Source organism: Novosphingobium sp. SG754 (genome assembly GCF_013149315.1).
In the GTDB taxonomy this organism is placed as follows: Bacteria; Pseudomonadota; Alphaproteobacteria; order Sphingomonadales; family Sphingomonadaceae; genus Novosphingobium; species Novosphingobium capsulatum.
This window is the reverse complement of the sequence record NZ_JABGCC010000003.1, coordinates 422,672-441,447: the sequence shown is the minus strand read 5'-3', so window position 1 is coordinate 441,447 and position 18,776 is coordinate 422,672. Positions and strand designations below refer to the sequence as shown.

Here is an 18,776-nt window from a genome sequence, read left to right as displayed (position 1 = left end):
TCGCTGGCGGGTCTAGTGGATTGTGCCAGCGCTGGCAACAGTGTATCCCCGCGCCATGACCCAGGCCATTTGCCCCCTTCCCGACGCGCTCAAGATCGCGCCCAACGACGATGTTGCCGTGGCCTTGCAGCCACTTGCCGCCGGGCAGCAGGTGATGATCGAGGGCAGCGCGATCACGCTGCGCCAGGCGATCCCGGCCGGGCACAAGTTTGCCCTCGCCGCGCTGTCCCCGGGCGCGGCGGTGCATCGCTATGGCGCGCGGATCGGCCTGGCCATCGCGCCGATCGCGCCAGGTGATCACGTGCACAGCCACAATGTGAAGACCGCGCTGGGCGGCGAACTGGCCTATGCCTTTGCCGCGCCGGCCAAGCCGCAGCGCGCGCAGGATGATCAGGCGCCGCAGTTCCTGGGCTATGCCTGCGCCGATGGCCGCGTTGGCACGCGCAACGAGGTGTGGATCCTGCCCACGGTGGGCTGTGTCGGCCGGCTGGGCGAGCGACTGGCACAGCGCGGCCAGGCCATGGCCGCCGCCATGCCGGGCGCGGCGATTGATGGCGTCCACGCGTTCAACCATCCGTTCGGCTGTTCACAGCTTGGCGCCGATCTCGATGGCACGGCTGCGATCCTGGCGGCGCTGGCCTGCAACCCCAATGCCGGGGGCGTGCTGCTGCTGGGCCTGGGCTGCGAATCCAACCAGCTCGATGCTCTGCTGGCGCGCATTCCTGCCAGCCGGCGCGATCGCCTGCGCGTGCTGCGCGCGCAATCGGAAACCGACGAGTTCGCCGCCGGGGAAGCGCATCTGGCCGATCTGCTCGCCCTGATGGCGCAGGACCGGCGCAGCCCTGCGCCGCTGTCCGCGCTGCGCCTTGGCGTCAAATGCGGGGGATCGGATGCGATGAGCGGGCTGACCGCCAACCCGCTGATCGGGCGAATGACCGACGCGGTGACGCAAGCCGGCGGCACTGCCATCCTTACCGAAATTCCCGAGATGTTCGGCGCGGAAACCCTGCTGCTTGGCCGTGTCACCAGCCCTGATGTGTTCGATCGGCTCTCTACCCTGGTCAACCGCTTCAAGCGCTATTTCCTCGACCATGGGGAGCCGGTTTCGGAAAACCCCAGCCCCGGCAACATCGCCGGCGGCATCACCACGCTGGAGGAAAAGTCGCTGGGCGCGGTGCAGAAAGGCGGCCAGGCCCTGGTGACCGACGTGATCGACTATGGCGGGCAGGTCAGCCAGCGCGGGCTTACCGTGCTGGAAGCGCCCGGCAACGACGCTGTTTCCACCACTGCGCTGGCCGCGGCCGGCGCCACGCTCACGCTGTTTTCCACCGGGCGCGGCACGCCGCTGGGCAGCCCGGTGCCCACGGTCAAGATCGCCTCGAACAGCGCGCTGGCCAAGCACAAGCCGGGCTGGATCGATTTCGATGCCGGCCAGGCCCTCAACATCGGCACGAACGCGGCGGCCGACGCACTGCTCGCGCAGATCGTGGCCATCGCCAGCGGCACGCCTGCCCGCAACGAAGCCAACGACGAACGCGCCATCGGCATCTGGAAGCGCGGGGTGACGCTTTAAAAGATCGGCCGGGTCAGTTTCAGCAGCGCCGCTGCATCGCGCACATGCCGTTCCCATGTGCTGCCGGCATAGGGTGCGCAGGCAAAGCTGACGGTCAGGCGATCATCGCGCATGCCATCGACCCAGCGCAGCGCAACGTTACCGCCCGCATCGCCCGCGGCCGTGCAGCCCTCGGTCCCGGAAATCGCCTTGACGCCCAGCGGGCGATCGCCGGCCAGCGCGGCGATGAATGCATCGGCATTCTGCCCCCGCGTCTTGGTCGGGGTGCGGCGATAGACCCATTTCTGGTGCACGATATCCCAGCTGCCACGCTCGATCAGCACTTCGCCAGTGGGCGAAACCGACAGCCTGACCGTCTCGCAATCCTTGCAGGCGGTGGGCGGTGACACCGTGACGATCAGCGTGGAAATGGCGACCGGCGGGGGTGGCGGCGGCGGAGGTGGAGGCGGGGGCGGCGGCTCTGGCGCGTGGTTGACGACGATCGGCGGCGCCTCCGGCTCGGGCGCCGGAGGAGGAGGAGGCGGAGGAGGCGGTGGTGGTGGCGGAGCCACCGGCATGACCTTTGCCGGTGCAGGCGCCGGTGCCGGCGCAGGCGGCTCTTCGGTGTGGGGGATCACGTCGGCGATCGGGCCAGCGTCGGGCGCGGGCGCCGCCTCGCTCTGCGCTGGCGGAGTTGGGGCCGGCTGCGGCGTGGGTGTAACGGCGGGCGGCACCGGTGCAGGCTCGGCAACCGGTGCAGTCGCCGCGGGCGCAACCGGTTCGGCCGGCGCCGGGCGGCTGGGCGCAGCAGGCTTCTCCACCGGCCGGCCCAGGCGGGCGGCGGCGGCGTGGGGGTGAAGCAGCGCGGGGCCGCAACCCTCCAGCGTGAGCAGCGCGCCACAGGCCACACCAGCCAAGACGAGACGCCTCATCGAAACCTGCATCATCACCATCCCGACCAAGAACCACGCGTCAGGCGGAAAGCCCCTGTTCCCGCGCGCATGCTCTTATCCTGCCGGATCGGCGCAGAATATCCCCCTGATGCAATTTTTCAATGTGTGGCGAAGGCTTGCGCCGGCCGGGTGGGCCTGTGCCGGCTCAGGCCGCCAGCCCGGCATAGCGATCAAGCTTGGCCAACGGCTCTTCCGGCCAGCGCGAGAGCAGCACCAGCCGCTTGTGCCCGTGGCCGATTGCCAGTTCATCGGTCACGCCCATGCCGCCGTGGAACTGGATCATGTCGTGCCCCAGGCTGAGCGACACGTCACTGATAAAGGCGCGGGCACCCGCCACGGCTTGGGCGAAATCTCGCTCTGCCCCACCCACCAGCGCGAGATTGAGCAGCGCGCGCGATTGCTCGAGCGCGCAATAGTGCGCCACCATGCGGTGCTGGATCGCCTGGAAGCGGCCCAGCGGCGTGTTGAACTGGCTGCGCGTGCGCAGGTATTCCAGCGTCTCGTCAAAGATCCGCTGCATCACCCCCACCGCCTCTGCCGCGCGAGCCAGATCGGCCAGCGGCATGATCTGGTCGAGCAGATCCAGCCCGCCCGCCAGGCGATGCGACGCTGGCACTACCACGTTATCGAGCGTCAGGTGCACCGCCACGCTGCCGTCGATCAAGCGCCAGGGCGTGATCGTCAGGCCCGGCGCATCAGCGGGCACGAGGTAGAACGCGATGCTATCGGCACCAGTGCCGCCATGATTGGCGCGCGCGCTCACCAGGAACGCGTCGGCGCCCTGCCCGGCCGGCACGCAGTGCTTGGTGCCAGACAGGCGCACATTGTCTTCGCCGGCCTGGCTACGGGTTTCCACCCAGGCGCGGTTGCCGCGCTGCCCCGGCTCGGCATGGGCCAGGGCCACGCGCTGCGCCCCGCTGGCCAATCCCTCGCGCCAGGCATCGGCCAGGCTGTCGGCCGCACCGGCCAGCAACAGCCGCGCGCCTACCAGCACGCTTTCGGCCAGCGGCTCTACCACCAGGCCGCGCCCCAATGCGGCAAACAGCGCCACGATCGCGCCCGGCTCAAGCTCCATGCCGCCATCCGCCTGCGCCAGGGGCGCTGCCATCAGCCCGCACTCGGCGAGCAAATCCCAGTTTTCCTTAGAGAAACCCTGCGCCTCGGCCATATAGGCGCGGCGCCGTTCGATATCATAGCGATCGGCCACGAACCGGTCGGCCAGGCCCGCGAGCATGGTTTCTTCTTCGCTCAGCTCAAAATTCATGGGTGTTGCTCCCTCCCGGTTCGATCTAGCACTACCGACAGGCCAACCACGCTGCGAAAAAGGTTAGGATGGCCGCCAACGCCCGCTCAAAAGAAGGCACAAGCAGATGGTCCTGGAGATGGATGCCCCTAGCCTGGAATGGGTTGATGCCGTTCGCATAACGGCGCCCGACGAGATTCGCCGCGCCGCCCAGGCGCTTGATGCCATTGCCCGCAATTGCGGCATGCAGGCCGCGCCCGCGCACAACATCGCCGACAAGCGCACGCCGATGGATGTGGATGGCAACGTGCTCGCGCGCGACGTGTTCGGGTGGACCAGCGAAAAGGCCTGGTGGCACAATCCGCGCATTGCGCTCGATTCGCCGATCACCACCGCCTGCCGCTTTGAAGCCGAACCGTTCTGGGTAAATGAAAAGGGCTGCCACACCCGCGCGCCCAACCGCTATCTGGCGGCAATCGACCTGACCAACTTTGAAGCCCGCGCGATGACCCGTGCGGCGATTGTCGTGCCGGTGCACCTGCCGTTCGGCCAGATCGGCGCGGTGTCGTTCAACCCGCTGGACCAGTCGCTGACCGACCTGGGCGCATTGTTTGCGCGCTATGGCGATATCTTTGGCCTGGTCGGGCGCACATTCATCACCAGCTATGTCAACACGATGGGCTCGGCCCAGGCGCTGCCGCCCGGATCGCGCCTGTCCAAGCGCGAGGTCGAGTGCCTGCGCTGGGCCGCGATCGGCAAGACCGACCTGGAAATCAGCATGATCATCGGGCGCAGCCGCGCCACGGTGCGGTTCCACATCCACAACGCCTCGATCAAGCTGGACGCGGTCAACCGCAGCCAGACCGTGTTCAAGGCAGCCCAGCTTGGCTACATCTCGCTGCAGAAGTGATCCCGCGCAGCATGGCCGCAGCATGTGCGGCACCAGGCGCCTCTCCCACCGGGCAGGGGCGCCTTGCCGTGCGCGTGCAACCGCCAGGCACCAGCCCGCCTTTTGTGCAGGCCTAGCGTTTTGAAGAGTCGCCATGAGGGGGGCGGGCGCGCTTTATCGGGAACAGCGGAATCGCCAATGGTTCCGCGCCTGATATGGAAGAGGAAGACCTTGGCCCAAGCCGCTGCCCTGTTCATGCCCGATGCGCCCTTGCGGCTGATGGGCGGGCGCGCACGGGCAGAGCGGCCAGACGCCGGGCGCATCGTTTTCCCGCATCCCGGCACCAGCGATTTCGATACCGTTGCGCTCGGCACCCAGGGCACGCTGTGGTCTTATACCATCCAGCGTTTCCCCCCCAAGGCGCCGCCCTATGCCGGCCCGGCCGCGTTCAAGCCCTGGGCGCTGGGCTATGTCGATCTGCCCGGCGAAGTGATCGTGCAGGCGCGCCTGGTGGGCATGGCGTTTGATGCCATCCGCATTGGCATGCCGCTGCAACTCACGCGCGTGGCGCTGGATGACAGCGCCGACGATCCGCTGTGGCTGCCCGCCTTCGCCCCGGCAGAGGCCCTCGTTGCGGAGCGCGCAGCATGAGCGCGGGCGTGCATATCGTGGGCATCGGCATCCACCCGTTCGGCCGCACGCCGGGGCTCTCTGGCCTGGAACAGGGCGTGCACGCGGTGCGCGCGGCGCTGGCCGATGCCGGGGTGAACTGGGGCGATATCCAGTTTGCCTATGGCGGATCGGACGCGGCGGGCAATCCTGACAGCATGGTATCGCACCTGGGGTTGACCGGCGTGCAGTTCATCAATGTGCGCAATGGCTGCGCCACCGGCGGTTCGGCGCTGTTTTCCGCGCAGATGGCGATCCGTTCGGGCGAGTTCGAGCTGGGCCTGGCGCTGGGTTTCGACAAGCATCCGCGCGGCGCCTTCGATGCCAAGCCGGCGGAATACAACCTGCCCGAATGGTATGGCGCGGCCGGCTACATGGTCACCACGCAGTTCTTTGCCGCCAAGATCATGCGCTACATGCATCTGCACGGCATTTCGCGCCGCACGCTGGGGCTGGTGGCGCAAAAGGCCTTTGCCAACGGCGTGCACGCACTGCACGCCTGGCGGCGCGAGCCGGTGGCGCTCGACACCATTCTCGATGCGCCGATGGTCTCTGACCCCTTCACCAAGTTCATGTTCTGCTCGCCGGGCGAAGGCGCGGTGGCGCTGGTTCTGGCGAGCGAGCGCATGGCCCGCCGGCTGGGCGCCACGCCGATCCGCCTGGCCGCCGCCACGATGCGTACCCGCCCACCCGGCAGCTTCGAGGTCTTTGCCCCCAGCATCGACAGCGGCGGCGGCACGGCCACCGCCACACGGCTGGCCTCTGCCGCGGCGTTCGAGGCGGCGGGCATCGGCCCGGCCGATATTGCCGTGGCGCAATTGCAAGACACCGAAGCCGGCGCGGAAATCATGCACATGGCCGAAAACGGCTTTTGCGCCGATGGCGAACAGGAAGCCTGGCTGGCGCAAGGACGCACGCAGATCGGCGGCGCGCTGCCGGTCAACACCGATGGCGGGTGCCTGGCCTGTGGCGAGCCGATCGGCGCTTCGGGCCTGCGCCAGGTCTATGAAAACGTCGTGCAACTGCGGGGCGCGGGCGGTGGCCGGCAAGTGCCCGGCAATCCGCGCACGGCCTACAGCCACGTCTATGGCGCACCCGGCGTTTCAGCCGTCACCATTCTTCAGAAATAGCCCCTTATGGACCTCGATCTCTCTCCCCAAGACCTGGCCTTCCGCGACGAAGTGCGCGCGTTCCTGGCCGAAAACCTCACTGCCGAAATCCGCGATGGTGCGGCGGCCACGCCATCGGTCTTCGTCGAACCCGAGATTGGCCAGGCATGGAACGCGGTGCTCCACCGCAAGGGTTGGCTCGCCTATCAATGGCCGCGCGAATATGGCGGCACGGGGTGGACCCCGGTGCAACGCTATATCTTTGAAAAGGAATGTGCCGAGGCCGGTGCACCCAATCTTACCGTGCTGGGACTGAAGCTGGTCGCGCCGGTGATCTATACCTTCGGCACGCCTGAACAGAAGGCGCACTACCTGCCGCGCATCCTCTCGGGCGAAGACTATTGGTGCCAGGGCTTTTCCGAGCCGGCCAGCGGATCGGACCTCGCCAGCCTGCAATGCCGCGCGGTGCGCGTCAGCGACGAACGCGGCGATCGCTATGTCGTCAATGGCTCCAAGATCTGGACCACCCACGCCCACTGGGCCAACCGCATGTTCTGCCTGGCGCGCACCGATGCCAGCGCGCACAAGAACGCTGGCATCTCGTTCCTGCTGGTGGACATGAACCAGCCCGGCATCTCGGTGCGCCCGATCCTGACTCTGGCAGGTGATCACGAAGTCAACCAGGTGTTCCTGGAAGACGTGGAAGTGCCGGTAAGCGACCGCGTCGGCGCCGAAGGCGACGGCTGGAAGCTGGCCAAGTTCCTGCTCGAAAACGAACGCGGCGGATCATGCCACGCGCCCAAGCTGGCCTATGACCTGCGCCGGATCGAAGCCGATGCCAGCCAGCAGCCCGATGGCCACGGCGGCACCATGGCCGGCAATGCCGAATGGCGCCGCCGCGTGGCGCGCATCCGCCTGGGGGTGGAATCGCTGGAAATGATCGAATTGAAGATCCTGTCCGAAATCGCCCACGGGCAAAAGCCGGGGCCGCAGACCTCGCTGGTCAAGCTGCTGGCATCGAATCTGCGGCAGGATATCGACCTGCTGGCGATGGACCTGCTGGGCGTGGCGGGGCTGGAACTGGAACGGCAGCGCCCGCTCTATGGTGCGCAGGCGCCGCAGGCGGTGCATGGCCTGCCTAGCCAGGTTGCCGCCGCCCGCTATCTCAACAGCCGCGCCTGGACCATCTTTGGCGGCACCAACGAAGTGCAGGCGGGCATCATCGCCAAGACCGTGCTGCATCTTTAAACCACAGGCAGCCAGAACAGAATCCGTCGGGAGTTAGGGAATGCAACTGAGCCGCGAAGCCCTGCTGAACGCCTATCGCGCGATGAAGACCATCCGCGAGTTCGAGGAAAGGCTGCACGTCGAAATCCAGACCGGCGAGATCGCCGGTTTCACCCACCTCTATTGCGGGCAGGAAGCCGTGGCCGTGGGGGTGTGCGAGCATCTCGGCACGCAGGACCGCATCGTTTCCACCCATCGCGGCCATGGCCATTGCCTGGCCAAGGGCTGTGACGTGGACGGGATGATGAAAGAGATCTGGGGCAGCCGCGAGGGCCTGTGCAAGGGCAAGGGCGGATCGATGCATATTGCCGACATCGACAAGGGCATGCTGGGCGCCAACGGCATCGTCGGCGCCGGCGCGCCGATCGCGGTGGGCGCGGCGCTGGCCAGCCGGGCCGATGGGCCGGGGCCCGATGGCATGAAAGTGGCGATCGCCTTTTCCGGCGATGGCGCCTGCAACCAGGGCACCACGTTCGAGGCCATGAACCTGGCGGTGGTGACCCAGGCACCGTGCATTTTCGTGTTCGAAAACAACCACTATTCCGAACACACCGGCGTTTCCTATGCCGTGGGCACCAATCGCGACATTGCCAGCCGCGCCGAAGCGTTTGGCATGAAGGCCTGGCGCGCCGATGGCACCGATTTCTTTGCCGTGCACGAGACCATGCGCGAAGTGCTGGACCACGTGCGCGGCGGTGGCGGCCCGGCGGCGGTAGAGTTCGATACCGAACGCTTCTTCGGCCATTTCGAGGGCGATCCACAGCGCTATCGCGGCCCTGGCGAGATCGAGCGCATTCGCGCCGAGCGCGACTGCCTGACGCGGTTTCGCAACGCGGTGACCGCCGCCGGCCTGCTCGACCATGCCGATATCGACGCGCTCGATGCGCAGGTGCTGGGCACGATCGAGGCGGCCGTGGCCGCTGCGCGCGCCGCGCCGCGCCCCACGGCCGACGATGTCCTGGCCGACGTCTACATCAGCTACTGATCGCGGGAAGAGACGCAACGATGACCAAGATGATGTACCGCGACGCCGTGCTCTCCACGATCATGGAGGAAATGGCACGCGACCCCGATGTGGTCGTGCTGGGCGAAGACGTGGTGGGCGGCATGGGCACGGCCGGCGGGCCCGAAGCGATCGGCGGGATCTGGTCCACCTCCACCGGGCTCTATGATCGCTTTGGCCCCGGCCGGGTGATCGACACGCCGATTTCGGAAAGCGCGATCATGGGCGCGGCGGCCGGCCTGGCGCTGTCGGGCAAGCGGCCGGTGGCCGAACTGATGTTTGCCGATTTCATCGGCGTCAGCCTTGACCAGCTGTGGAACCAGATCGCCAAGTTCCGCTATATGTTCGGCGGGAAGACACGGTGCCCGGCGGTGATCCGCATGGCCTATGGCGCCGGGTTCAACGCCGCCGCGCAGCACAGCCAGTCGGTCCACCATATCCTCACCGGGATGCCCGGCCTCAAGGTGGTGATGCCCTCCACCCCGGCCGACGTGAAAGGCCTTTTGCGCACCGCGATCCGCGATGATGATCCGGTGATCTTCCTGGAACACAAGGCGCTCTATGCCACCAGCGGCGAAGTGCCCGATGACCCGGATTTCATGATCCCGTTCGGCCACGCGCGCCTCTCCCGCGCTGGTGGCGATGTGACGCTGGTATCGTCCGGCCTGCTGCTCGGCATGTGCGAGGCCGTGGCCGATCGCCTGGCCGCCGAAGGGATCGGCTGCGATGTGATCGACCTGCGCACCACCAGCCCGCTGGACGAGGAAACCATTCTCGACAGCGTGGAAGTGACCGGGCGCGTGGTCGTGGTCGATGAAGCGCCGCCGCGCTGCGGCCTGGCTGCAGACTTGTGCGCGCTGGTGGCGGAAAAGGCGTTTTCCAGCCTCAAGGCGCCGCCGCAGCAGGTGACGCCGCCGCACACTCCCATCCCGTTCGCGCGCGAGCTGGAAAGCGCGTACCTGCCCTCGGTCGACAAGATCGAGGCGGCCGTGCGCCGCGTCCTGGCCTGGCGCTGAAGGAGAGAGCGATGCCCGACATCCGCCCTTTCTGCATGCCCAAGTGGGGCATCGAAATGACCGAGGGAACCCTCGCCGAATGGAAGCTGGAGGAAGGCGCGAGCTTTTCCCGCGGCCAGTTGCTGTGCCTGATCGAGACCGCCAAGATCACCAACGAGGTTGAAGCCGAATGGGACGGCGTGCTCGCCCGCGTGCTGGTCCCGGCGGGCGGCGACGCGCAGCCGGTGGGGGCGCTGCTGGCAGTGCTGGCCCAGCCCGGCACCAGCGATGCGGATATCGACGCGTTCATCGCCGGCTTCCGCCCGGCCGATGCCAGCGTCGCGGCGCGCGGCGGCAGTGCGCCGGCGCAAGAAGCAACGCCTGCGCCTGCATCGGCTCCGCCCGTGCCCAAGCCCTTGCTGACCAACCGTGCGATCAGTCCCGAGGCGCGCAAGCTGGCCGAGGCGAGCGGTCTGGATATCGAGCCGATCACCGGTTCGGGTCGCGATGGCCGCATCACCCTGCAAGACGTGCAGCAGGCGCTGCGCCCGGCGGCCACGCCTGCCCTGGCGGGCGCGCTGCCCGCGCCGCAGGACGAGCTGGCCGATGGGGCCAAGGTATTCGCCTCTCCCCTCGCCCGGCGCCTGGCCGCGCGGCACGGCATTGCCCTGGCCAGCATCACCGGCACCGGGCCGCGCGGGCGTATTTCCAAGGCTGACGTGCTGGCCCTGGTGCCTGCCCCTGCTGCGGCGCCTGCCGGCATGGCGCCATTCGTGCCGGTGCCCAACCTGCCCACGGTCGTGCCGTTCGACCGGGTGCGCAAAGTAGTGGCGCAGCGGCTGAGCCAGGCCAAGCAGGACATTCCACATTTCTACCTGCGCACCAGTGCGCGGCTGGATGAACTGCTGGCCCTGCGCCAGACGGCCAACCTGGTCTTGGGCATCAAGGCCTCGATCAACGATTACCTGGTGCGCGCCACGGCGCTTGCCCTGGCCCAGCACGGCGATGTCAACGTGCAGGTGCACGGAGACAGCGTGCATCGCTTTGCCCATGCCGATATCGCCATTGCCGTGGCCAGCCCCAAGGGCCTGGTCACGCCGATCGTGCGCCAGGCCGATCGGCTGGGCATGCCCGGCATTGCCGCCGCCACCCGCGCCCTGATCGACAAGGCGCAGGCCGGCAAGCTGGGCTATGAAGACATGGCAGGCGGCACCTTTTCGATCTCCAACCTGGGCATGTTCGGGGTGGAAGAGTTTGCCGCGATCATCAATCCGCCCCAGGCCGCGATCCTGGCGGTAGGTGCGGCGGCCCGCACCCCATGCGAGTTGCCGGGCGGCGCCGTGGGCTTTGAAACGCGGCTGGCGCTGACGCTGTCGGTCGATCATCGCGCCGTCGATGGCGCGGCCGCCGCCGCGTTCCTCGCCACGCTCAAGGGCCTGCTCGAAGCGCCCGAGCGCCTGTTTGCCTGATAGTTTCACGGAGCATACCATGTCCCAGCGCGGCCCCCTCACCCAGTTTGGCCCGATCTTCCAGATGGCCTACCTGCCCGCCGATTTCGATGCGGCGATCGACTATTGGACCAGGGTGGTCGGCGCCGGTCCGTTCTTCCTGATGGAAGGCATCACGCTGACCGACATGACCTATCTGGGCGAGCCGAGCGACGCGCGCTTTTCGGCCGCCTGGGGCTATTGGGGCGACATGCAGATCGAACTGATCCGCGCGGAAAACGATGCGCCGTCGATCTATACCGGCCCCTATGCCGTAACCGACCGGCTGCACCATGTGTGTGTCGAGGTGGATGACCTGGAACCGGTGCGCGCCGCGCTGGCCCAGGCGGGCGCCACCATCCTGATCGAAGGCAAGGTGGGCGAAACCGGCGGGGTGATCTATGCCGATGCCGGCGCCGGGCCGGGCGGCGTGATCGAATATGTCAAGCTGATGGAAGGCGGCGCGGGGCTTTTCGCCATGATGCGCGAGGCCGCGCGCGATTGGGATGGCAGCGATCCGCTGCGCAAGCTGGGCTGACCAGCGGTTGCAAGCGCCGTTGCCCGATCCCATGTAGCAGGGCCCGCTGACAACACGGAAACACCAACGCCATGCAACCGCAAACCACCCTCGTCCTGACCAGCCAGGCGCACGAAGACGGCAAGATCATCGCCGCGCTCACCGAAATGCCCCTGCCCGAACCGGCCGAGAACGAACTGGTGATCGCGGTGGAAGCCGCGCCGATCAACCCGTCTGACCTGGGCCTGCTGTTCAGCTCTGCCCGCGTCGACCAGGCGACCTTTGCCCCAGGACGCGTGGAAGCGCCGCTCTCGCCGGCTGGCCTTGCCGCGCTATCCGGCCGCCTGGGCGAGGTCATGCCAGTGGGCAACGAAGGCGCCGGCACGGTGATCGCTGCCGGAAGCAGCCCGCGCGCGCAGGCCCTGATCGGGCGCCGCGTGGCGACCTTTGCCGGTGGCATGTATGCCCGCCATCGCGTTGTCCCGGTCGAGGCGTGCATGGTCCTGCCCGAAGGCACGAGCGCCCAGGATGGCGCGGCGGCCTTCGTCAACCCGTTGACCGCGCTGGGCTTTGTCGAAACGCTGCGCGCCGTGGGCGGCAAGGGCATTGTCCACACCGCGGCCGCGTCCAACCTTGGGCAGATGCTGGTGCGCCTGTGCGCGGCCGAAGGCGTGCCGCTGGTCAACGTGGTGCGCAAGCCCGAACAGGCCGATCTGCTGCGCGGCCTGGGCGCGGCCCACGTGGTTGACAGCTCCAGCCCCGATTTCGCGGCCGATCTGCGCCAGGCCCTGGAAGCAACCGGCGCCGATACCGTGTTCGACGCCATCGGCGGCGGCCCGCTGCTGGGCACCATCCTCTCCACCATGGAACAGGTCGGCCGGGCAGCAGCCGGCGCCTATTCGCGCTATGGCTCCACCGCCAAGAAGCGCGCCTATGTCTATGGCATGCTCGATACCGGGCCGATCACCCTGCCGCGCGACATCGGTTTTGTCTGGGATGTTTCGGGCTGGCTGCTCGGCCCGACGATGGAAGCCCTGGGGCCAGAAGTGCGCGCCCGCATGACGGCCCGCGTCGGCCAGGACCTGACCACGCTGTTCGCCTCCAGCTACAAGGCGCAGGTGCCGCTCTCGCGCGTGCTCGATGCCGACGTGGTGGCCGACTACAACCGCCGCGCGACAGGCGCCAAGTATCTGATCCTGCCGCAGGAATAATTGGTTCAGCGGGCGCCGGCCGGGGGCTTACTGCCCCGCTGCGGCCGGCGCCACGCCCAATCCAAAGCCGAACGGAAACAGCGGATCGACGCTGTCATCACCCACTGCCGGGTTCTGCCGTTCCACCGCCGCCATCGTGCGCGGCAGTTCGAACGGCAGGCGCCCGCGCGCGGTTTCCTTGCCGGTCACCACATCCAGCAGGCCCTCGTCGCTCACCCCGAAATTGCCCAGCACGGCGCGGGTCTTGGGCAGGATCTCGGTGAGGATCGCCGGGCGATCGAGGAACACGGCGAGCACCACCGGCACTGTGGCCGCCACTTGCGCCACGGCATCGTAATCGGCGTTGCCGGGGCGGAAATCGAGGCGGCCCTCGTTCTGGCGGCTGCCGAAGAAGTTGTTGGGGTGCAGCCGCTCGAACGGCGTGGTCGCCCGCATCAGCGCCACTTGCGCGTCTTGTGGGCGCTCCACCACTACCAGGCCATGGGCGCGGGCCTGCGCCGCGTCGATGCCTTTGAGATAGACGCGCGTGCCGGCTGCCAGCGGCAGGATGGCGCCTTCGTTGCGCAGCAGCACTTGCGCCTGGGCCTGGGCCTTGCGCCCTTCCGCCAGCGCGGCGGGCGTCACCGCATCGCGCGCGGCGGCCGGATCGACCAGCGGGTTGTCGAACAGGCCCATGACGAACTTGAGCGTCATGATCCGCGCCACGGCAGCGTTGACGCGGGCGATCGGAATGGTGCCGGCCTGAACGTCGCGGATGACCCGTTCCGGCTCGGTCACGCCGCCGAACTGGTCGATCCCGGCGCGCGTGGCCTTGGCATAGCGCTGCGCCGGGGTCAGGTCTTCCACGCCCCAGGGCATGGCGATCTCGTTGGGCGTCTGCGGCGCGGTCGGCGCGCGACAGGCCTGGCTGCAATCGCGGGTGATGCCCCAGTCCGACAGGATCAGGCCCTTGAAACCATAGTCCTTGCGCAGCATCCCCAGCAGCTGCGCATTGTAGCCGGCGGCCACCGGCTCAAGCGGCTTGCCGGCAACATGCGGCCCGGAAATGATATCGTAGGTGGGCATCACGCCGGCCACGCCCGCGGCAAAGGCGCCCAGGAACGGGCGAATATGCGTCTTGAGCGTGGCATCGTCGTGCACCGCCATGCGCCCATAATAGTTGTGGCCGTCAAACCCTTGCGGATTGGCGCCATAGCCCACCCAGTGCTTGACCACGGTGGCCACCCCATCGCGCGCCAGCATGTGGGCGTTGCCCTGGAAACCAATGACATAGGCTTCGACCATGGCGCGGGCGAGATCGGCATTGGCCCCGAACGTGCCGGTGCCACGCGGCCAGCGCGGGTCGGTAAACAGGTCTGCCTGGGGCGAAAGCGCCATGTGGATGCCGGTGGCGCGGTATTCGCGGCGCGCCACATCGCCGAAATGGCGCATCAGGGCGGCATCCCCCAGCGCGGCAAAGCCCAGCGTTTCGGGCCATTGCGAATAGCCTTGGGTGGCGGCGCTGGCCCCCACCGTCACCTGGAAATGGTGACGCGGATCGGTGCTGATGGTCAGCGGGATGCCCAGCCGGGTCTGCGCGGCGAGCACCTGGATCGCGTTGTTTTCCTGCGCCATGCGCTCGGGCGAGACGGCCAGGCGGGTGATGAAGCTGGTAATGTGCTGGCCCGCGATCGCCTGCTGCGCGGCGGCCCGGTCATAGCCTTGCGAGGATGCACCAACGGCGCTGTCGGGCGTGACCAGCGAGCCGTGCATCATCGCCCCGGCCTTTTCCGCCAGGGTCATCCGCCCGACCAGATCGGCCACGCGCCGCGCCACTGGCAGGCGCCAATCCTCGTAGGGATCAAGCCGGCCGTTGCGGTTGAGATCGCGAAACCGCTGCTGGCCCAAGGTTAGCACCGGCCCGGCATCGGCCGGGATCACCGGCTGTTGCGGTGCGGCCTGCCGGGCCGGCGCTGCGGCGCTCAACGGGTGTGGAGACGCCGCGAGGGACGCGGTGGAAAGCTGGGCCAGCAAGGGGGCGACAATCAGGGCGGCGGCTCGGTTCATCGACAGTTTTCCCACTTTTTCTGGTCCACATGGCCTCGCACCTGCTGGCACGATCCGGTCTGATTGATCGTGCGCGCTCACCCGCGCGGGTACTGGCGTTGATCTACCTTTCCTATTTTCGGACAAAGCCTTGGCCATGCCAGACGCCGCCCGTCAAAATTTAAGTAGCGATCAAATTGTCGCGGGTAAACCCGGATTGGCCCGGCAGATATCGATCATGGCGTGGCGCTGAATGCCGAACGTTGGTGCCGGCGCGCGCGAAGCCGCCGGCCCAGCCAGCCACGGATCGGCCGGTCCCACGCCACATCGGCCAGCCAGGCTACCGCCACCAGCAATGGCACCAGGCCCAGGCCGATCACCAGCATCCGCTCAGGGGTGGGATGGGCCTTGGCGACATAGTTCATCCACACGTACAGGAACGGGAAATGGGTGATATAGATCGGGTATGACAGCCTTCCGCAGGCGCGCAGCAGCCAACCCGTGATCGGCCCGGCCGCCGAATGGCAGCCCGCCACGATGATCGCGGGAAACAGCAGGATGACGCAGGCCGCCTCGTAAACGCCGTTGAGCTTGATGCCGCCCACCGCTGGCCAGATCGGCAGGAGCATGGCGCCGACCATGATCGCCGAAAGCAGCGGCCAGCCCAGCCGGATGCGCGGCAGCCGGGCGCGCATGCGATAGAGCCACAGCCCGGTGACGAAGGGAAAACACAGGCGCACCGGCGCCATCCACAGGGTTTCCCAATACGAACCCTGGTCCAGCGAACCCAGCGCCATGCCGCTTGCCGCCAGCCCCACGCCGCTGATCACCGCCAGCACACCCAGCGCACGCGTGGACCAGTGGCGCAGCACCAAGGCATAGGCCAGGTTGCCAAGGTATTCCTGCAACAGGCTCCAGCACGGGCCGTTGAGCGGGTGAGTATCGGTCCAGCGGTTGGGCAAAGGCCAGGTGGGCACCAGCGCCAGCCCCATGACCAGCGCCACGACCACGCGTGACAGTGCAATCGCCTGTTCCGGCGCGCCCAGGGGATCGAGGAGATAGCTGGCAAACCCCAGTATCACGCCCAAGATCACCAACGGATGCAGCCGCACCAGGCGCAGGCGCAGGAACTGGCCCACGCTCATCCGCGGCCAGCGGTCATCATAGGCATAGCCAATGACAAAGCCCGACAGCGCAAAGAAGAAATCCACCGCCAGCGGGGCATGGTGCAACACCACCTTGTCCCCCTGCCACAAGACGGTGATGCCCTGGATGTGGAACAGCACCACCATCATCGCAGCCGTGCCGCGCAGGCCATCGAGCACAGCAAAATGCGCCTTGCCGGTGGCAGTGGTATCGGCGTGTTCCTGGCGCATCGCGTCTTGTTCCCCCACATCTCTCAGCCCGGCTTTGCTCAGGTCAGCATGGCCAGCGGCAGGGCGTGATGTTGAGCGAAACCGCCGCCACAGGCAAGGCCAGGACCCTTGGCGCCCGTGCCGACCGTGCCGGCCTGGGATCGACCGCCAGCAGATTGTTGTGCGGCCAAGCCCAACCTGTCTGGTTCGCGCGAATTGCTTGGATAGCCAGTCGCCATCCCGCAAATGCGCGTAGCGAGCGGTATCAGTCCAGGGCATGGACATCTTCATCGTCTCGACGACGACGCTGCGTCACAACCCACTGATACCGCTCAATCACTTTTCGCTCGGGTTCTCGCTGAGATCAAGCGATGGCGTTATTCTTCACTTGCTGTCGAACCAGGTCTTCCATTGCGGAACGGCAGTCGCAAACGTGCCACGATGGCTAGTCTGACCGGTTGAAACCGCCTCGACGTTGGGATTCCCCGATCCCATGGCCTGGGCATAGGTCATGGCCATGCGGCCAACACCTGTGGTGATGGCTTCATCAGCTTCACCATAGTAATTGCGCACCGGCGATTTGATCGGCCAGCGATAGGACTGCGCCGACATGATCAACTTGCCGTAAGCGGAATTGGCAAAATAGTTGCTGTCGAAATATTCGGGACGCATCAGCTTGTGCAGATCGGTCGTGATGTTGGCAGGGTTGCCCGGCTTGCGGTCATAGGCATCCTTGGACATCTGGTAATATTCGTCGGTCAGCACCGAGTGTGCCAGCCCTGGCTCGCCATAATAGTTTTCGTAGGCGAAGGATGACAGGATCACGATGCTGTTCAGCCACGCTGCATCGAACTTGCGCGGATAGAGCAGGAAGCCCTCCATCAGCGCATAGACATCGAGGGGAGCACTGGCTGTGGCTGCACCGTCAACCTTGACGCCGACCGCTTCGAGCTTTTCAAGCATGGCCATCGTTACGAACCCGCCCTGCGACCAACCGGCCAGGAACAGCTTGTCGCTCGACAGCTTCATGGACTTGAGCACGGCGCGGCTGGCGATGAGCAAGTCATAGGTTGCCTGCTGATGGCTGGCTTTGACCATGTAACCTTCCGGTTCAGTGGAAATGCCGAGGCCGAAATAGTCAGCACCGATCAGCATGTAGCCCTGCCCGGCGAACTGCGCGATCATCAACTCGGTTTCAGCCGACTGGTCCGCGAAGGACGGAACCTGTTCGCGTTCGTACACAGTACCGTGCTGATAAGAGACCGTGGGAAACGAGGTACCATTGGTATCGGGCACCGCGAGCAGCCCCGAGGTCACGGTCGGCTTGTTGCCCTTTTCAGGGATGACCGAATTATAGGTTATGCGATACAGGCGCACAGCGTTGCGCGCCGGCGTATATTGAACGTTGATGCCGGAAAAAGCTGGCGTGTCAGTCTTCAATATCTTGTTGAGACGATCCACATCCCACCGCGCCAGAAATTCATATTTCACGTCAGAATTCACGGCAATCGGCGTTTCTTGCCGGGCAAGGGCAGGTGGAACTCCAAGCGCTAAGAGCGCCACAAGGAAAAATGCTCGCACAACATTCAACATCTGAGTGCCTTTCCGGAATTTCGTTGCCCACTACATCCAGCATAAGTCAATTTTATAAAATTTGATGAACAATTGGTGGAAATGGACGAAAATATTATCCGCGATGATTTCAGGATAAGCCGATTAGAGACTGACCAAAAAAGAAGGCGCTCCATATCAGTGACTTGTGATGGCGCCGTATTTGCGGCACGACAACCGACAAGGCGTGTGGACCGCTATCACCCGGAGGGGGGAATGCCAGATCAGACCTGCTTTTGCCCAGTGATGTGGCAGATGTAGAATAGGCGATCCCGATGCCATTGCCGCCCAGGAGCGCGCAAGTCGACCGCCAAGAGCCTCGAGATCAAGGGCATCCTGTGTCCTGTCGAGGTGCTGCCGGCCAACATCGGGCTGCAGGACCGGGTATACCGCTACACGTTGACGCTGTTCGTGCGCAACCTCTGCAACCAGAACGATTATTCATCAATGGTGCACACCCGCCTGATGGCCAGTGCGACCAATCCCAGCGACCTCACGGCGTTCGTCAACAAGGACGCCAATCGTTATGTTGGCGCGACATTCGGCGCCAAGTTCTGATCCGTGATGGCCCTCCGGCACAGGCTGTGCTGGCGCGCGCACCGGCCGCGACGCCTGCGCGGGCATGGGCTTTCTCAATCCGGCGGTGGCCCCAATTGATACCCGGTTTCCGCCACGAAGCAGGCAAAGCCGGCATTCGTCTCCGGTGTGGCGCTTCCTCGGGGTAGTAGGCCGCCGACCCCATCATGAAGGTGCCGCCGGGAATGGTGACCATCCCAGGAAGCGGTGTCCACGCGGTCGTGTTCAAGGCGGTTCCCATGCGTTAGAAGCTAGTGACAGCGCAAGACCAAGGCAACCGCTAGGGCGACGCCC

16 protein-coding genes are annotated in these 18,776 nt (G+C 66.4%); 11 read left to right on the top strand and 5 right to left on the bottom strand.

What is annotated here, in order from left to right:
- The first annotated feature begins 55 nt into the window (after positions 1-55).
- Positions 56-1,573, top strand: coding sequence for a UxaA family hydrolase (locus tag FHW97_RS09975; RefSeq protein WP_171798841.1), 1,518 nt, complete (start codon positions 56-58; stop codon positions 1,571-1,573).
- Here FHW97_RS09975 and FHW97_RS09970 read toward each other — a convergent pair.
- Both FHW97_RS09970 and FHW97_RS09965 read right to left on the bottom strand, forming a co-directional pair.
- Positions 1,570-2,484, bottom strand: coding sequence for a hypothetical protein (locus FHW97_RS09970; RefSeq protein ID WP_171798646.1), 915 nt, complete (start codon positions 2,482-2,484; stop codon positions 1,570-1,572). The two genes, FHW97_RS09975 and FHW97_RS09970, sit on opposite strands and share 4 nt — an antisense overlap.
- Positions 2,485-2,650: 166 nt before the next feature.
- The gene (locus FHW97_RS09965) at positions 2,651-3,769 is read right to left on the bottom strand and encodes an acyl-CoA dehydrogenase family protein (protein ID WP_171798840.1); all 1,119 of its coding nucleotides are present in this window, start codon (positions 3,767-3,769) and stop codon (positions 2,651-2,653) included.
- A gap of 118 nt (positions 3,770-3,887) precedes the next feature.
- On the opposite strand from FHW97_RS09965, the gene FHW97_RS09960 reads away from it, so the two are divergent.
- From FHW97_RS09960 to FHW97_RS09920, 9 genes are all read left to right on the top strand, one after another.
- Positions 3,888-4,658: a LuxR C-terminal-related transcriptional regulator gene (locus FHW97_RS09960; protein ID WP_028658247.1), complete on the top strand. Its 771-nt coding sequence runs from the start codon at positions 3,888-3,890 to the stop codon at positions 4,656-4,658.
- Between the two features lie 210 nt (positions 4,659-4,868).
- On the top strand, positions 4,869-5,288 hold the full coding sequence (locus tag FHW97_RS09955) for a Zn-ribbon domain-containing OB-fold protein (RefSeq protein ID WP_022677757.1): 420 nt from the start codon (positions 4,869-4,871) through the stop codon (positions 5,286-5,288).
- Positions 5,285-6,436: a thiolase family protein gene (locus FHW97_RS09950; protein WP_171798839.1), complete on the top strand. Its 1,152-nt coding sequence runs from the start codon at positions 5,285-5,287 to the stop codon at positions 6,434-6,436. Before FHW97_RS09955 ends, FHW97_RS09950 begins: the two co-directional genes overlap by 4 nt.
- Positions 6,437-6,442: 6 nt before the next feature.
- The gene (locus FHW97_RS09945; protein WP_171798838.1) at positions 6,443-7,663 is read left to right on the top strand and encodes an acyl-CoA dehydrogenase family protein; all 1,221 of its coding nucleotides are present in this window, start codon (positions 6,443-6,445) and stop codon (positions 7,661-7,663) included.
- A gap of 40 nt (positions 7,664-7,703) precedes the next feature.
- The gene (locus FHW97_RS09940; protein ID WP_054131376.1) at positions 7,704-8,687 is read left to right on the top strand and encodes a thiamine pyrophosphate-dependent dehydrogenase E1 component subunit alpha; all 984 of its coding nucleotides are present in this window, start codon (positions 7,704-7,706) and stop codon (positions 8,685-8,687) included.
- A 20-nt stretch (positions 8,688-8,707) separates the two neighbouring features.
- Positions 8,708-9,721, top strand: a complete 1,014-nt coding sequence (locus FHW97_RS09935) for an alpha-ketoacid dehydrogenase subunit beta (RefSeq protein WP_169048643.1) — start codon at positions 8,708-8,710, stop codon at positions 9,719-9,721.
- A gap of 11 nt (positions 9,722-9,732) precedes the next feature.
- Entirely contained in the window at positions 9,733-11,169 is a 1,437-nt protein-coding gene (locus FHW97_RS09930; RefSeq protein WP_171798837.1) for a 2-oxo acid dehydrogenase subunit E2, read from the top strand.
- A 19-nt stretch (positions 11,170-11,188) separates the two neighbouring features.
- Positions 11,189-11,725, top strand: a complete 537-nt coding sequence (locus tag FHW97_RS09925) for a VOC family protein (RefSeq protein WP_171793390.1) — start codon at positions 11,189-11,191, stop codon at positions 11,723-11,725.
- Positions 11,726-11,796: 71 nt separating this feature from the next.
- Complete coding sequence (locus FHW97_RS09920) at positions 11,797-12,915, top strand: zinc-binding dehydrogenase (RefSeq protein WP_171798836.1); 1,119 nt, start codon at positions 11,797-11,799, stop codon at positions 12,913-12,915.
- A 27-nt stretch (positions 12,916-12,942) separates the two neighbouring features.
- On the opposite strand, the gene FHW97_RS09915 is transcribed toward FHW97_RS09920, so the two are convergent.
- The 3 genes from FHW97_RS09915 to FHW97_RS09905 form a co-directional block, all read right to left on the bottom strand.
- Complete coding sequence (locus FHW97_RS09915) at positions 12,943-14,961, bottom strand: glycoside hydrolase family 3 protein (protein ID WP_171798835.1); 2,019 nt, start codon at positions 14,959-14,961, stop codon at positions 12,943-12,945.
- 215 nt (positions 14,962-15,176) lie between these two features.
- Positions 15,177-16,316 (bottom strand): acyltransferase, encoded by a 1,140-nt coding sequence (locus tag FHW97_RS09910; protein WP_171798834.1) that lies wholly within the window; start codon positions 16,314-16,316, stop codon positions 15,177-15,179.
- A 363-nt stretch (positions 16,317-16,679) separates the two neighbouring features.
- Positions 16,680-17,888 (bottom strand): S9 family peptidase, encoded by a 1,209-nt coding sequence (locus tag FHW97_RS09905; RefSeq protein WP_171798833.1) that lies wholly within the window; start codon positions 17,886-17,888, stop codon positions 16,680-16,682.
- 369 nt (positions 17,889-18,257) lie between these two features.
- Here FHW97_RS09905 and FHW97_RS09900 point away from each other — a divergent pair, with 369 nt between their 5' ends.
- A complete protein-coding gene (locus FHW97_RS09900; RefSeq protein ID WP_171798832.1) occupies positions 18,258-18,464 on the top strand; it encodes a hypothetical protein in 207 nt (68 codons plus the stop codon).
- The last annotated feature ends 312 nt before the right edge of the window (positions 18,465-18,776 follow it).